The 14,791-nt window shown below is 62.1% G+C and carries 13 protein-coding genes and 1 riboswitch; of the genes, 5 read left to right on the forward strand and 8 right to left on the reverse strand.

Features of this window, described 5'->3' with window-relative positions; genetic code table 11:
* The first annotated feature begins 25 nt into the window (after positions 1–25).
* The 3 genes from AC2YB9_RS16765 (at position 26) to cobT (ending at position 2,148) form a co-directional block, all read left to right on the forward strand.
* Positions 26–241 (forward strand): CbtB domain-containing protein, encoded by a 216-nt coding sequence (locus AC2YB9_RS16765; RefSeq protein WP_487266500.1) that lies wholly within the window; start codon positions 26–28, stop codon positions 239–241.
* Positions 242–307: 66 nt separating this feature from the next.
* The gene (locus AC2YB9_RS16770) at positions 308–1,087 is read left to right on the forward strand and encodes a CbtA family protein (RefSeq protein ID WP_487266501.1); all 780 of its coding nucleotides are present in this window, start codon (positions 308–310) and stop codon (positions 1,085–1,087) included.
* A gap of 11 nt (positions 1,088–1,098) precedes the next feature.
* Positions 1,099–2,148, forward strand: coding sequence for a nicotinate-nucleotide--dimethylbenzimidazole phosphoribosyltransferase (gene cobT, locus AC2YB9_RS16775; protein WP_487266502.1), 1,050 nt, complete (start codon positions 1,099–1,101; stop codon positions 2,146–2,148).
* 41 nt (positions 2,149–2,189) lie between these two features.
* On the opposite strand, the gene cobU is transcribed toward cobT, so the two are convergent.
* A complete protein-coding gene (gene cobU, locus AC2YB9_RS16780) occupies positions 2,190–2,720 on the reverse strand; it encodes a bifunctional adenosylcobinamide kinase/adenosylcobinamide-phosphate guanylyltransferase (RefSeq protein WP_487266503.1) in 531 nt (176 codons plus the stop codon).
* 59 nt (positions 2,721–2,779) lie between these two features.
* On the opposite strand from cobU, the gene AC2YB9_RS16785 reads away from it, so the two are divergent.
* Complete coding sequence (locus AC2YB9_RS16785; RefSeq protein ID WP_487266504.1) at positions 2,780–3,724, forward strand: cobalamin biosynthesis protein; 945 nt, start codon at positions 2,780–2,782, stop codon at positions 3,722–3,724.
* Here AC2YB9_RS16785 and AC2YB9_RS16790 read toward each other — a convergent pair.
* The 7 genes from AC2YB9_RS16790 to AC2YB9_RS16820 all read right to left on the reverse strand — a co-directional run bounded on the left by AC2YB9_RS16790 (position 3,681) and on the right by AC2YB9_RS16820 (position 12,776).
* Entirely contained in the window at positions 3,681–4,418 is a 738-nt protein-coding gene (locus AC2YB9_RS16790; protein WP_487266505.1) for a cobalt-precorrin-6A reductase, read from the reverse strand. The genes AC2YB9_RS16785 and AC2YB9_RS16790 overlap by 44 nt on opposite strands.
* Positions 4,415–5,929 (reverse strand): cobyric acid synthase, encoded by a 1,515-nt coding sequence (locus tag AC2YB9_RS16795; RefSeq protein WP_487266506.1) that lies wholly within the window; start codon positions 5,927–5,929, stop codon positions 4,415–4,417. The genes AC2YB9_RS16790 and AC2YB9_RS16795 overlap by 4 nt, the downstream gene beginning before the upstream one ends.
* Positions 5,926–6,702 (reverse strand): hypothetical protein, encoded by a 777-nt coding sequence (locus AC2YB9_RS16800; RefSeq protein ID WP_487266507.1) that lies wholly within the window; start codon positions 6,700–6,702, stop codon positions 5,926–5,928. The genes AC2YB9_RS16795 and AC2YB9_RS16800 overlap by 4 nt, the downstream gene beginning before the upstream one ends.
* Positions 6,699–8,996, reverse strand: a complete 2,298-nt coding sequence (locus AC2YB9_RS16805) for a prenyltransferase/squalene oxidase repeat-containing protein (protein WP_487266508.1) — start codon at positions 8,994–8,996, stop codon at positions 6,699–6,701. The genes AC2YB9_RS16800 and AC2YB9_RS16805 overlap by 4 nt, the downstream gene beginning before the upstream one ends.
* 86 nt (positions 8,997–9,082) lie before the next feature.
* Positions 9,083–9,165, reverse strand: a riboswitch (cobalamin riboswitch).
* A 49-nt stretch (positions 9,166–9,214) separates the two neighbouring features.
* Positions 9,215–10,063, reverse strand: coding sequence for an ECF transporter S component (locus AC2YB9_RS16810; protein WP_487266509.1), 849 nt, complete (start codon positions 10,061–10,063; stop codon positions 9,215–9,217).
* Positions 10,060–11,661: an ABC transporter ATP-binding protein gene (locus tag AC2YB9_RS16815; protein ID WP_487266510.1), complete on the reverse strand. Its 1,602-nt coding sequence runs from the start codon at positions 11,659–11,661 to the stop codon at positions 10,060–10,062. The genes AC2YB9_RS16810 and AC2YB9_RS16815 overlap by 4 nt, the downstream gene beginning before the upstream one ends.
* Entirely contained in the window at positions 11,658–12,776 is a 1,119-nt protein-coding gene (locus AC2YB9_RS16820) for an energy-coupling factor transporter transmembrane component T (RefSeq protein ID WP_487266511.1), read from the reverse strand. The genes AC2YB9_RS16815 and AC2YB9_RS16820 overlap by 4 nt, the downstream gene beginning before the upstream one ends.
* Before the next feature lie 62 nt (positions 12,777–12,838).
* On the opposite strand from AC2YB9_RS16820, the gene AC2YB9_RS16825 reads away from it, so the two are divergent.
* Positions 12,839–14,743 carry an acyl-CoA dehydrogenase family protein gene (locus tag AC2YB9_RS16825; protein ID WP_487266512.1) on the forward strand — a complete coding sequence of 635 codons (1,905 nt, stop codon included), beginning with the start codon at positions 12,839–12,841 and terminating at the stop codon, positions 14,741–14,743.
* Positions 14,744–14,791 lie beyond the last annotated feature (48 nt).

Raw genomic sequence — 14,791 nt, forward strand, 5'->3', positions numbered from 1 at the left:
GTTTTATCCCCTACTGGAGGTCTCCATGTCATCGGCATCCCCCGCAATCACCCCCGAACTCGAGATTCCTTCGATACCCATCGGAAAGATTGCCCCGTGGGCGCTGTTCTTCGGAATGCTCGCGCTCATCGTTTTGTTCTTCATCAGCGCCGATCAGGGCGCAATCTCGATCCCAGCTGGCAATGCCGTCCACGAGTGGGTCCACGACGGACGCCACCTGCTCGGCTTCCCCTGCCACTGACCCTTCCCTGAGCAACCGAACCCACTTGTGGGTTCGGCCTACTCGTCATCCCTGATCGGAATCATCATGACCGTACGCAACATTCTCATCCGTGGACTCATTGCCGGACTGTTCGCCGGCTTCTTCACTTTTCTCGTCGCCCATCAGGTCGGCGAACCACACGTAAACGCCGCCATCGCGGTCGAAGAAGCGCACTCCGCGCCTGAAGCGGCGGATCCGGCCGAAACTGCTGGGCATCACCACGAGGAGAGCGAAACCGTGGTCACCCGCCACAATCAGCGCACCTGGGGCTTGGCCACCGGAACGATCTCAGTCGGTGTCGCCCTCGGCGGGCTTGTCGCCCTCGTTTCCGCCGCCGCCATCGGCCGCATTGGTCGACTGCGCCCAAGCCAATCGACCGCACTGATTGCACTGCTCGGGTTTATCGCAATCGCGTTCGTACCATTCATCAAATACCCCTCGACACCACCAGCCGTCGGTGAGCCCGACACGATCGGTGCCCGCACCGGCGAGTATTTCGCCTACCTGGTCATCTCCGTCGTAGCGGCTGTCGTTGCAGTGCTCCTCACCCGACGGCTGCTGGCCACGTTGAGCGTTTATCAGGCCGTACTGACCGGCATCGCCGTCTACCTCGCGACCGTGGTCCTCGCCGGCGAGTTGATGCCAACGGTCAACGAGGTGGGCGACTTCCCAGCCGACACGCTGTGGTATTTTCGTCGCGCATCGCTCATCACCCTGGCCACGATGTGGGGCTCGATCGGGATCATTCTGACTGGCTTGGTCGGCAAACTGTATGAGCGAGACGTCCTCTCCAATACGCGTCTAGAGTTTGCTGCCAGCCTGTGAACAACCCGACTGTGAACACTGCGTGGGACGGCGCCACCCCGGTTGCTGCTCCGTCGGCGGCAACCCGGGTGGCGGCGACCGAGCGGCTAGCCGGGTTGGCCACGCCCGCCGGAGCGCTCGGTCGCCTCGGCGACCTCGCAGTCTGGGTCGCGACCACCCAGGGGGTATGCCCACCCGTGCCGGTCGACCATATCCGGGCCGTCATCTTTGCCGGTGATCATGGGGTGTCGGGGCACGGGGTCTCGGCCTATCCGAAAGAAATCACGCCGGCAATGGTGCGGCTGTTCCTTGCAGGTAAGGCCGGTGCCTCGGTCCTTGCTGCCCAGCACGGTGTATCGGTTCGAGTACTCGATCTCGGCGTCGATGACGATCTCGCCGGGGCTGATCCGGCGGTCAGTGAGTTTAAAATCCGCCGTTCGAGCGGTGCGATCCATCTCGAAGATGCGTTGACTGCCGAGCAGACGACTCGAGCACTCAACGCGGGCGCAACCGTGGCCGCACAGGAGATCGCGGCCGGCGCTCAAATGCTAATCAGCGGCGACATGGGAATCGGCAACACCACGCCCGCTGCCGCGCTGATCGCCGCTTCACTCGGACTGCCCGCGACGGAGGTCACCGGGCTCGGCACCGGCGTGGACGAAGCTGGGTTGGCACGCAAGATCGAAGTCGTTCAAGCAGCCCTCGACCGCACTGGCGATCGGTCCGATGATCCATTTGCGACGTTGCAATCGCTCGGCAGCGCGGATTTGGCCGCATCGACCGGCTATATGGTGGCCGCTGCCCGGGCGGGAATCCCGGTACTCATCGACGGTGTCCTCTCGGTCGCTTGCGCGATCATGGCCGATCGCTTCGCTCCCGGCGCCGCTGCCTGGTTTGCGGCCGGACATCGATCACCCGAGCCGGCCCAATCGTTCGCGTTGGAGAAGCTCGGCATCCTGCCGATTCTCGACCTCGAAATGCGACTCGGCGAAGGCAGCGGAGCGATGGCGGCGGTGCCGCTCGTCCGTTCGGCCGCACTGTTGCTGAGCAATGTCGCACTACTGGCCGACATACTTCCTTGATCGCTTCAAAGCACTGTCCCCATTCAAAGTGCTGTAACGCTTCAAAGCTTCAAGGTGCGTCCGGCAACGACCAGCAGGACTTCATCGCACTCGGCGGCGAATCGTTGGTTGACGGTGCCGAGCAAGTCGCGGAACAGCCGGCCGGATCGGTGCTCGGGAACCACACCCATACCGACTTCGTTGGTGACGGCAACCAGGGTCGCGCTGCTGGCGCGCCACGCCTCAACTGCTGCGTCCACACGTTCGAAGACCTTCGGCTCCCAGTCCTCGCGGATCGCATCCCACACGTCAAACTCGTCGAGCAGCGCGGTGAGCCAAGTGCCCAGACAGTCGATCAGCACTGCGCCCTCGGCCTGCTCGATCGCCGAACTCAAGTCATGGGTCTCGACGGTATGCCAATGGGCCGGGCGACGCGCCTGATGCGCGGCGATCCGTGCCCCCCAGTCCGGATCGAGATCGTCCTCGACCGATGGGCCGGGTGCGATATAAGTGACGCTGGCCTCAGCGATCAGCAACGACTCGGCATGGAACGACTTGCCCGAGCGCACTCCCCCGGTAACCAAAACCTTCATTTTGTCTCGCTCATGATGATTTCATCGTATCGGCAAAATTGCCCATTGACGGTGTATGAATGAGCCGATCTCGTGCCGCAGGTTTGGCGCTCGGCTATGCCGCCGATCGAGTGTTCGGCGATCCGACCCGGTTTCATCCGGTCGCTGGGTTCGGCCAACTGGCAACCGCGGTCGAGCGACGCACTTACGCCGATAGCCGTGCGCGCGGAGTGCTCCATTCGCTGGTTCTCGTGGGTTCGGTGGGGCTGGTCGGCAGCGTCGCGGATCGACTGATCCGGCGTCGTCCGATCATCCATACCGCGTGCACGGCGCTGGCAACTTGGGCGGTGATCGGCGGCAATTCGCTCGGTCGGGAGGGCGTCGCGGTCCATCAAATGCTCGCCACCGATGACCTTCCTGCCACACGGCAACAACTGACGCATCTGGTCGGTCGGGACACATCCGAACTCGATGCTGCGGAGATCTCAAGGGCGACGATCGAATCAATTGCTGAAAACACGTCAGACGCCGTGGTTGCGCCGCTCGTGGCGGGTGCAATTGGCGGGATCAGCGGGCTGCTGGCATACCGCGCAGCCAACACACTCGACGCCATGGTCGGGCATCGGAATGCGCGTTATGGCAATTTTGGCTGGGCGTCGGCCCGGCTGGACGACCTGCTCAATCTTCCCGGCGCACGACTGACCGCAGTGCTTACGACCCTCCTCGCGCCTACTGTCGGCGGCAGTTCGCGCGCCGCGTTGACCGTATGGCGACGCGACGCCCGACACCATCCGAGCCCGAATGCGGGGCCGGTCGAGGCGGCATTTGCTGGCGCGCTGGGGGTGACTCTCGGCGGCATCAACCGTTATGGCAACTGGATCGAAGACCGACATACGCTGGGCGACGGGCCGGCACCGACAGCGGCGGAGATCGAACAGACCGTGGCGCTGGCGAAGAGGGTCGGGCTCGGCGCACTCCTTGTCACCATCGCGCGGACCAGTCGAATGCCGACGCGACGTCGTTGACGGTCAGCACCTGCGGATCGCTCGGCTTCCGCCTGACCACGATCACCTTGACGCCAAGTTCAGCGGCGGCTTCCAGTTTGGACCAGGTGTAGGCGCCACCGGAGTCCTTGGTGATCAGCACATCTGTGCTGTGGGCTCGCATCAGATTGCGTTCGCCCTCGAGGTGGTATGGACCTCGACTTGTCAGGACCGTCCAAGCGTCCGGCAACTCGATGTCGGGGACGTCAACGACGCGAATCAGCGCCTCATAGCTGCCCAGCGGACCGGTGAAATGACCCAATGCCTGCCGTCCGGTGGTCAGAAATGGTCGTGTACCGAGCCGCGCAGCAAGCGCTGCGGCCGCATCATGGTCGTCGACCCAATGCCACGTGTTGCTGAGCGGCGACCCGTGCCAACCGGGTCGTTCGAGCCGCAGTAGCGGTAGCGCGGCCCGCGCGCAGGAGGCGATCGCATTTGCGGTGATGCCTTCGGCAAATGGATGGGTGGCATCGACGACAGCCGAGATTTCAGCAGTTCGGTAGTAGTCGATCATGCCCTCGACACCGCCAAAGCCACCGACCCGCAACGCCCCAACTGGCAGCCGCGGCCGCAAAACTCGTCCCGCGAGCGAGGACACGACAGAAACGTCGGCCGCCACCAGCTCGGCTGCAAGTGTGCGTGCCTCGGCTGTTCCGCCGAGGATCAGGACCGTCATTCGCCGGTGCCCGGCGGCAGGATCGCCAAATCTGCTGGTGCACCCTTGGCCATCAAGGTGAGTAGGGCGTCAACATCGAGATGCTGTTCGACCAGATCACCAAGCAGGTCGAGTCGGGCTTCGCGCAATGCGGCGAAGCTGACGTCAGCCGACTCGTAGCTATGCCCGACCGCGGCCGCGACCTCGCCCAGAAACGCACGTCGGAAGTTGTCCGATTCCAAACTTCCGTGCCACATGGTGCCGAACACATTGCCGCGTCGAGCACCGCCTAGGAAATCGTCGTCGCCACCGTGTTCGATGTGCCCATGATGGATCTCATATCCCGTTGCTGGCTGTCCCAACGCCGTACCACTGGGCAACCGCAGCGTTTTGTCCCGCTGAAACGTCGTACTGACATCGAGCAGGCCAAGCCCTTCGATTTCGGCGCCCGCAGGCTCGTCTTCGATCCCGTTTGGATCAGCAATCGATCGCCCGAGCATTTGAAAGCCACCGCAAATACCAAGCACCGGTCGTCCAGCTGCCGCGTGTTCCAGCACGACTCGATCGAGACCGAGCCGTCGCAACCAGGCCAGATCGGCAATCGTCGCGCGTGTTCCGGGCAAAACAATAAGATCCGCATCGCGAAGTCCGCGCGCATCGGAACTGAATACAACGTCGACACCGGGCTCGATACCAAGCGCATCGACATCGGTGAAGTTGCTGATGCGCGGTAGTCGTATGACGGCAACTTTCAGCGCCCGTCCACGGTCGATCGCCTGCCGGCCGCCAAGATCAAGCGCGTCCTCGGAGTCGAGCCAGAGATCGGGATGCCAGGGCAGTGTGCCAAAGACGGTGCGCCCCGTGAGCTTCTCAAGCTGATCGAGTCCGGGTTTCAGCAACGACACATCGCCGCGGAACTTATTGAGCACAAAGCCCGCGATCAGCCGTTGATCAGCCGCCTCCAGCAGGGCGACCGTGCCATACAAAGCCGCGAACACTCCGCCGCGGTCGATGTCGCCAACGACGATGGTGGGGATATCGGCGTGGCGAGCAAGGCCCATGTTGACGTAGTCGCTGGCGCGCAAATTAATTTCGGTGGGGCTGCCTGCGCCCTCACAAACGATCAGGTCGAAGCGCGAGGCCAGGTCGTCGTAAGCCGCGTGGGCCGCCGCAGCAAGCGCGGTTCGGCCCGAAATGAAGTCGCGGGAGGAAAGTTCACCAGCGGGCTGGCCCATGACCACAACGTGACTGAGCCGATCACCACCGGGCTTCAATAGCACCGGATTCATGGCCGCTTCGGGTTCCGCACGGGCGGCGAGCGCCTGGATCCATTGCGCTCGGCCGATCTCGACCCCGCCGACCCCATCCAGACCAGCGCACACCATCGAATTATTGGACATGTTCTGCGCCTTGTATGGCGCCACACGAAATCCCCGCCGGGCGAATGCGCGACACAATCCCGTTGTGACGATGCTCTTACCCGCGTCCGAGGTTGTGCCCGCGACCAAAAGGGCTCCGCGTGTGACGGTCATTGTGCTCGACGACGATGGGTGACGACCGCTCCCGCGACCAGCCCCAGCACGACGACGAGCGCCAACCACGGCACCCAGCTTGTTCCGCTGTCCTTCGGTGCGTCAGCAGCCGTATCGGCCGACGTTGCGTCAGTCGAGGGAGTGTTGGTCGACGGAGAAGCCGAAGCCGTCGGTGCTGCCGAATCGGCCGAACTGCCGGACCGTGGTTTCGGTTTGGGCAGCGCCTTGTTCTCGGTCGACGATGGCCCTTCCACGGTGCCCTGACCGTTCGCCCCCGACGCAGCACCATTGCCAGTCCCAGCATTCGATCCACCCGCGCGCCGCGGCGAATAACCTGGCGTGCTTCCTGCACCGAAACTCCAGCCCTCGAAGCCGCCTTGGACAACATTTCGATTGCCCGCACCCGACTGGCTGAAAGCCCAGTTACCACCGTTGCTGGCATGAAAATAGCGCCATGACTTGCCCGCCGGCGGCGTGGAGCCGCACTTTTCGGCTTTCAGTCCCGGCTTTCCGTTGACTCGGCAAATGAACGACGGTCCATCTTTCTGCGTTCCCTCAGTGGAGAAGCCTGCGGCACGCAACGCCGCAACGCCCGACCCACGAGTCTGAGCACAGCGCACAACCGTGCCACCGCCGAGCGAGCCAAATGACACCACAACCGTCACGCCTGACGCCGTCTTACAGGCGCCACCGGCGGCAACTGCCGGGCTCGTCACACCCAGAAACGGAATCATGGCCGCGATCAATAAGCCGGCCGCGACAAGCCGCCTCATGCAGGTCCACGCTTACGGGACAGACCCGCAATACCGAATCCCAGCGAGGCCAAAATCAGAACACCGAGCGCGCCACCGCCGGCATACGCTGCTGGCCGAGAAATACTGAAATCATCGCTCGCCTGCTTGAGCCCCACGGGGGTCTTCGCGTTCGCAGCAGTGGCAGGCGCGAGCGGGAACGATAGTCCACCCGACAGATTCGATCTGGACATCGCCATCAGCGAACTCGCACCAATCGCGGGTGCAGCTTCCAACGAGATATCCAGATCGCTCTTCTTCCCGCCGAGGCCGCCATTCTTCAATTGGTGTGACGCGACAAAACGTGCGGCCGGCCGGGTATCAAATCCGGCAGTCTGACGCCCAGCAGCAACGGCGGCGGTCATCGGGATGTTTGGTGCGCCGTCGGTCCCATCGACCGAACCATCGACATGCACGACGGTGCGCAGCGTCCGCGCAGCGGACTCCATCGTGGTCACGTGGTCAGCGTTCCAACCGGTGGGCAGGTCGCCCAGCATGGCGCTAGCCGGCAAATCCGCTGCGTTCACAGCACCAAGCGCTTGAAGTGCCCAGCCGGTCGCCGCCGGATCGCTGGTCGTGCAAACCACACCGAGCGATGCACCAAAGCCGCCATCATCACATTGCGACTTTTCAATGAAACCGACTGCTTTGTCCGCGGCCGCACCGTCGCCAGCCATGCGCAAGGCGAGGGTGGCAAGCACCTGGCGCTGCGGGTCGCCGATCCGGTCGGCGTACTTACCCTTGTCCTTGAACGAGCCGTCGGCCTGTTGCAGTCCGGACAGCTCATCGGCGAGCGACTTCAACACCTTCTGATCAGTCTTCTTGGCGACCGAACCCGCGATGATCAGTTTGGCGAGCGGCCCCACGTACGAGGCCTTTTTCTCATAGGGTGCGCCGTGGGCATAGGCCGCGATCGATTTCTTGTCGAACAGAAATTTCGTCGTACGGTTTGCCAACGAACCCTGCTGGTTCAGTTGACGCAGGCCGAGAACAGCCCGTGCGGTCAGGTCATAGTCGACAAATGTGTCGCTGCCCTTCTTGACCTCGACGTGATCGCCGTTGGTAAGTTTGCCGCCCAAATATTGTCCAAGTTTGCCCGCTGGCGTTGTCGCCTCGGCAACTTGAGGCGTTTCGTTGGTGGCAGCCGGCGTCACAACAGTTGCACCCTTGACCGTGCGAACGATCGGCTTGAGCCGAATGATCTTAACCGTCTCGCGATCGATGATCGTGCCTTGGGCGAGATAGAACAGACCGTATATCGCCTGTGCAGAAGCGCGCCGCCACGTGCTTCGAGTAGCCGACGCAATACCAGACTTTTTGGCCGCGTCGAACTCAGTGGGACTAAGTGCAATCGCACCAATTTCGGACCGCAATTTACCCCCGGTGATCTTCCGAACCTGGACGCCCGCGACCCATCGCCCGGCTTTGGCAGCAGCCTCGCGCTCACCGGTCATGCCCAAAGCTTTTGCAGCAAGCCCAGTGCTGTTGGAGTTGGCCTTGGACGTCAAAGGATCACCGCCGCCGAAAGACCCATCCGACGCCTGCTCGTTGATCAACCAGCCAACAGCTTTTTTGATCGACGTTTCCACGCCGCTCAGACCTTGGCTTCGCGCGGACACGAGCGCAGACACCGCAGTCGCAGTGGCGTCCGTGTCTGATGTGCAAGCGCCAGAGAACGCGAGGCGGAACGAACCGTTTGCACATTGCTGGTCGAGCAGAAAATCTCTGGCATTGTCGGCCTCTGACGAATCAGCTGTCGCTAAGCCTTGCACTGCGTAAGACTGGCCCAACACATTTGCGTAGTCGCCGAAATCAGAGTCGTCTTTAATCTGTCCGTTCGACCCGGTGACCGACTCCAGCCGTTTGACCAGATCGACCCCGCCGAAGGACGTGTCGTTCTTACCAGCGGTTTGCGCAGCGACGAGAGCCTTCGCCGTCGCACCGGCATATGTGCTCTCGGTGTCCGATTCGCCGTCGTCACCAAAAGCGTTTCCGGTGATGTAACTCTTCAACCCGGTCCGGGTGGCATCGACAATTTCGCCTTGTTCCGGTTTAAATACGTGCGCATATTCGAATGCGAAGTACGCATCGAGTGCCAGACCGTAATCGGAACCACCAAACCCGTTGTCAAACGATCCATTCGAAAGATCATGTGCGAGCCAGCCAGCGGTGGACACTGCCTCGCTGCTGGTCGCTTGAGCGGGACTCGCGACAAGAGTGAGGGCGCACAACGTGGAGGCGGCGAGGGCCGTGACGAGGCGAGTGTGGAGTTTCATGGTGCCTTTCCTACTGCTGCAGGAAAGGTCCGAGGATTCTCGTTCCCTGCTTTCGCGGCAGCGTTATGAGGTACTGCATGAATTCAGGTTTCCCGGCTCACCCACAGAAGCGTTGATCATTCTGTGGATTTACGGTTGCGCGACAGCGTCGGAATTGAACCGACTTCCCCTGGCAACATGCGATGTAGTTATCTACCCAAGTGGGCGGGGCGATTCTATCAGTGTGTGGCGTCCCGTGGCTCGGCCACAGCAACTACATCTGCGGCCCGTGAGGAGTACGACGCGCGCCGCGCTGCCCGGCGCAGAGTGGCAAGAACCGCCGGACCCAAAAGCCCGATGGCGATCGCGTTCGTGATCGCGCGTCCGGTATCCCATCCGGCCGAGGTGTTCACGACGGTGTAGATGATGAAGCGATGCAGGTTGTCGAGCACAGGCGCGCCCGCAACGAATGCGATGCTCGCTTTACCGGCGGTGTTCTCAACCCCGAGCAGAAACGGCCACGTCGTAAGGTTCATGAGGAAGCCATAGGCATACGAGATGAGCACGGCATAGCCGATCAGCATCAAAATCTCGCGCTTGCCCCTGACTCGTTTGGGAAGAAAACCCGCCCCCATACCGATCCAGGCGGCACACATCATCTGGAACGGCAGCCATGGACCGACGCCCGCGGTCAACAGTGCCGAAGCGAACAACGATGTACATCCCAGCACGAAGCCGAAGCCCGGACCGAACACCCGACCGGCCAGAATCAGCATGAAGAACACCAGTTCGACGCCGGCGGTGCCTGCCCCAATTGGGCGAAGTCCAGCGTTGATGGCCGATAGGACGCCGAGCATCGCCAACGCTTTGGAATCCATGCCGCCCTCGGACAACTCCGCAAGGACCACGATGATGATGACCGGCAAGATCACGATGAAAATGAATGGCGCATCGGTGCGTTCACTCGTCGCAGACGGATCGACGCGGACCAGCAGTGGCCAGATAAACATCATCAATCCGGCGACCGAGGCGACACTCAACACGATCGCCGAACGCAATCCGGTGCCGATCCGGTTCTGAGTCATCATGAGGCGGCCGACGCCAGTGCACTACGAACTTGGCCGACGGTGAGCCATTCAGGCCCGATGATCTTGGCGACCTGCGGCGCGAACGCCGGCGAACCACCGAGCACCTCAACCGCTGGCCCCTCGGAAACGATTTCTCCCTCAGCCATGATGATGACCCGATCGGCGACGATCGCAGCGAACTCGACATCGTGGGTCGCGATCATGATGGCCCGGTCCTCAGCCGCAAGATCGGTCACGATGCGGGCGAATTCGGCCTTGGCCCGATAGTCCAGGCCGCGCGTGGGCTCATCGAGCAGCATGACTTGTGGAGCGGCGACGAGTTGCACGGCCAGAACCAGTCCAAGCTTCTGCCCCTCGGAAAGATCGCGCGGATGCGAAGCCGCGTCGATGCCAGGAACCATCCGGTCGAGCAGTTCGCGGCAGGACCCTGCGGTGGTCTCAGCTTGCTGATCGGCTGCGGCGCATTCGGCGGCCACCGATTCGAGATAGAGCAGATCGCTTGCCGTTTGCGGCACAAGTCCGACGAGCCGGCGTGCTTGTGCGCTGGATTCACTTTGCGGATCGATGTCATCGACCAGCACCGAACCGCCTTGCCGAGATCCTGAACCCTGCAGTGCCCACAGCATTGACGACTTGCCCGAGCCATTACGGCCCATCACGACGACGACTTCGTTCTTGTGCAACTTCAGCGACACATCGCGCACCGCGACGGTTGAGCCATATCGGACCAGAACCCGATCGGCGGCCAAAAGTGTCGCGGTGTCGGTGACCGGCCGTGCGACTGCCGGTGGGAGTTTGGCTCGAACGGCTCCGGCTCGACGCCGAGCATCACGGATCGTCAGGGGGAGCGGCGACCAGCCGACCAGTCTGCCGAGTTCGATGATTGGCGGTGCGATCTCCATGCGATCAAGAATGTGTGCCGGTTCGCCGACCAGCACTTTCCCATCACCTGGAAGATAGAGCATCCGGTCAGCAAACGGCACGACCCGCTCCATCCGATGCTCGGCCAGAATCACGGTCGTACCCAGGTCGTGAACTAGTCGCGACAGCGTCGCAAGAACTTCCTCGGCCGCAGTCGGATCGAGTGCCGAAGTCGGTTCATCGAGCACCAGAACCTTCGGGTTCATCGTCAGAACGGCACCAATCGCCACGCGCTGCTGCTGGCCACCGGACAACGTACGAAGGGCGCGGCGGCGTAGATCGGCAATACCCAACAGGTCGAGCGTTTCCTCGACACGACGGCGCATGACTTGGGGTGCGAGACCGAGCTGTTCCATCCCGTAGGCCAGCTCTTCCTCCACCACATCGGTGACGAAGCCGGCCAACGGATCTTGGCCGACCATGCCGACCAGGTGGGCAAATTCCCGGGGCGGGCGGTCTTGTGTCGAGATCCCAGCGACGGTGACGGTGCCATCGAGATGACCGCCGGTGAAGTGTGGAACAAGTCCGTTGAACAAGCCAAGAAGCGTCGATTTCCCGGCACCTGTGCGGCCGGTCACCAAGACGAGTTCGCCCTCCTCGATCGTCAAATCCAGATCGTGCAGGGTCGGCTGATCAGCACCGTCATACGTCATGGAGACGTGGGCGAGCTCGATCATGCGTCCACCTTGTCACTCAAACCAATTGCCGCGAAAGCCGGCGGCGGCGTCAGGAATGCCGGCAAGACGCCGACGACCACACCGATCAAGGGTACGAGCCCGAGTTCCGGCCACGCGATTTTCATGGTCGCCGTATACATCGACTCAGGATCGAAAGACCCCATGGCAATCAAAGTTGTCGCCACCCCGAGGCCACAGACGGCGGTGACAACCTCGGCAAGCTGCCAGCGATCGGGCCGGTAACGGGTCCGCTGCACGCGCTTGCCAGCAACCACAAAGCCAATCAGCGCGACGACGCTGCCGGCGGCCAAGACCGGCGCAGCGAGATAGCGGGGTGTGGTCGCATCGAGCGATGCGTAGGTCCCCACACAGATGCCGATCAGTCCACCGATCATCAGCGTTCCGGTGATCGCACGTTCGCGCCGGTCTGCGGTGCCCAAGCGTCCATAGCCGCGCGAATCCATCGAGGCGGCGAGGTGCAGTGAACGATCCAACGCATCTTCCATCACGGGAATGACGATTGTCTTGAGCACCCGGAAACTCTTGCCACTGATGCCGCGCAACTTGCGCGCCCGATTGACCCGAATGATGCTCTCGGCGAGTTGCGGGAACACGCTTACGGCAACAACGATGGCGGTGCCAATTTCATACAGGGCGGGCGGCATCGACCGCAGTAACCGTTTCGGATTGGCCAAGGAGTTCGCGGCGCCCAGGCAGATCAGCATCGTGGCGAGCCGGAGCCCGTCATAGAAGCCGCCCAACAGCGATTCGGCCGAAATGTCGCCGAAGAGTTGGATGCCGCGGGCAATATCGGGCAGCGGGATTTCGGGCAGGTGGAACAGGACCGTCTGACCGCCCCCACCACTGAACACAAACCGAAATGCCACCCGAAAAAGCACGACGAACAGCCCAAGATAGAGGTAGAGCCGAAATGACATGGCCCAAGGCGAATCAGAACGACGCGCCACCACTACATAGATAACGACGGCCAGGATCACTGCGAGCAACAGCGGATTGGTCGTCCGGCTAGCCGCCGTCGCAAGGCCTATCGCCCAGATCCACCAGGCACCCGGGTGGAGATCTCGCGGCAGGAAATAGGAAGCCACCGAAATCATGAAGGTCAGCCTATGCGCAATCCTTCGGTGCAGCCGCCACCCCGGGCGGGTAGCGTCAATGCATGAGCCTTTCAGTTGAGCTTCGTCATATCCTTGACGGCAAGTGGCGCAGCGTGCGCGAACAATCCCGCGAACAGCTGTCCCAACTTGACCTGCTTGCCGACCCATCACTGAGTCTCGATGATGCCTGTGACCGTGCGCTCGATCAGATGCAGCAACTGGTGTCGGCGGGAATACCTGCCGCCGGATTCCCCGAGGCGTACGGCGGAGAAGGCGATCCCGGCAAGGCCGTCACCGGCATCGAAGCCCTCGCCCAGTTCGATTTGTCACTGATGGTCAAGGCCGGCGTCCAATGGGGGCTGTTCGGTGGCGCGGTCGAAAATCTCGGCACCGACCGGCACCACGAGGCCTACCTGCAGGATCTGATCAATCTTGATCTCCTCGGCTGCTTCGCCATGACCGAGACTGGCCACGGTAGTGATGTGCAAAGCTTGGAAACAACCGCAACCTACGACGTCGCGACGCAAGAGTTCGTGATCAATTCACCCACTCCATCCGCGCGCAAGGACTACATCGGCGGCGCCGCGAAACACGCGACTATGGCAGCGGTGTTCGCACAACTGATCAGCCATGGCGAGGATTTCGGCGTGCACTGTTTGCTCGTGCCGCTGCGCACGGCCAAGGGCAAGAATCTGCCCGGCGTTACGACGTCGAGCTGCGGCTACAAGGGCGGCCTTGCTGGCGTGGACAACGGGCGGATTATGTTCGACAACGTGCGGGTGCCGCGCGAGAATCTGCTCGACCGCTACGGCCACGTCGCCGCGGACGGCACCTACTCCTCGCCGATCGACAGTAAGAACAAGCGCTTCTTCACCATGCTCGGCACCCTGATCCGTGGCCGTGTCAGCGTTGGTGGCTCGGCCAATGCGGCGGCACAGACCGCGCTCAGCATCGCGGGTCGGTATGCGCTGCAGCGCACGCAATTCGAGGGCAAGGATGGTGCCGAGGTCGTCCTGATGGACTACCGCATGCACCAGCGCCGACTCCTTCCGTTGATCGCCCGCTCGTACGCCATGCAGTTCGCGCAAAACCAACTTGTCGCGCGCATGCATCGGATCCAAGTAGACGACGATCCTGATCCGCAGGCGGCGCGCGAGCTCGAAGCCCGCGCCGCTGGCATCAAAGCGGTCGCCACCTGGCATGCGTCGCACGCGATCCAGGAATGCCGCGAAGCCTGCGGTGGTGCCGGCTATATGGCCGAAAATCGACTCACTATTCTGCGTGGCGATGTCGATGTGTTCACCACCTTCGAGGGTGACAATCATGTGTTGCTCCAGCTTGTCGCCAAGGGTTTGTTGACGTCATACGCCGAAGAAGTCGGTGGCTTGGATCCACTCGGCATGGTGCAGTTTGTTGCTAGTTCGGTTGCCGATGTTGTGAAGGAGCGCACCGCCGCCTCACAACTGATCCAACGATTGATCGATGCCCGGCCCGGCAAGGAAGACTCCGAAGCGAGCCTGCGTGATCGGGGCACTCAGCTCGATCTGTTCGAGGATCGTGAGCAGCATGTCCTAGAAACCGCGGCGCGCCGGCTCCAGCGTGCCGACAAGAAGGACAAAAACCAGGCGTTCGATACTTTTAATGCGGCGCAGGACCACGTCGCCAAGGCAGGTCGGGTTCACATCGACCGGATCGTGCTCGAGGCCTTCACCGCCGCGATTGCCCGTTGCGAAGATCCCGAGGCCCAAGACCTCCTCCGCCTCGTATGCGATGCATATGCCTTGTCGATTCTTGAGGAGGACAAGGCCTGGTTCATGGAGCACAAACGGTTGACTGCCGCCCGCGCCAAGGCCGTGACAAGTGAGCTCAACAATGTGCTTGAAGAGTTGCGACCACATACGTTGACGCTGATCGAAGGTTTCGGCATCCCCGAGGAATCACTTGGCACCGTGATGCTGGAAGTCTGAGCCGGGCTTGGCATTAAACGGCGCTGGCAACTAGATTGTTGCGGGCAG

Source organism: Aeromicrobium changchenzhani, assembly GCF_057586615.1.

Coding starts and splice junctions, on each gene's coding strand:
- AC2YB9_RS16765 (WP_487266500.1), top strand. CDS start 26: ATGTCATCGGCATCCCCCGCAATCACCCCCGAACTCGAGATTCCTTCG.
- AC2YB9_RS16770 (WP_487266501.1), top strand. CDS start 308: ATGACCGTACGCAACATTCTCATCCGTGGACTCATTGCCGGACTGTTC.
- cobU (WP_487266503.1), bottom strand. CDS start 2,720: ATGAAGGTTTTGGTTACCGGGGGAGTGCGCTCGGGCAAGTCGTTCCAT.
- AC2YB9_RS16785 (WP_487266504.1), top strand. CDS start 2,780: ATGAGCCGATCTCGTGCCGCAGGTTTGGCGCTCGGCTATGCCGCCGAT.
- AC2YB9_RS16790 (WP_487266505.1), bottom strand. CDS start 4,418: ATGACGGTCCTGATCCTCGGCGGAACAGCCGAGGCACGCACACTTGCA.
- AC2YB9_RS16795 (WP_487266506.1), bottom strand. CDS start 5,929: ATGACCGTCACACGCGGAGCCCTTTTGGTCGCGGGCACAACCTCGGAC.
- AC2YB9_RS16800 (WP_487266507.1), bottom strand. CDS start 6,702: ATGAGGCGGCTTGTCGCGGCCGGCTTATTGATCGCGGCCATGATTCCG.
- AC2YB9_RS16805 (WP_487266508.1), bottom strand. CDS start 8,996: ATGAAACTCCACACTCGCCTCGTCACGGCCCTCGCCGCCTCCACGTTG.
- AC2YB9_RS16810 (WP_487266509.1), bottom strand. CDS start 10,063: ATGATGACTCAGAACCGGATCGGCACCGGATTGCGTTCGGCGATCGTG.
- AC2YB9_RS16815 (WP_487266510.1), bottom strand. CDS start 11,661: ATGATCGAGCTCGCCCACGTCTCCATGACGTATGACGGTGCTGATCAG.
- AC2YB9_RS16820 (WP_487266511.1), bottom strand. CDS start 12,776: ATGATTTCGGTGGCTTCCTATTTCCTGCCGCGAGATCTCCACCCGGGT.
- AC2YB9_RS16825 (WP_487266512.1), top strand. CDS start 12,839: ATGAGCCTTTCAGTTGAGCTTCGTCATATCCTTGACGGCAAGTGGCGC.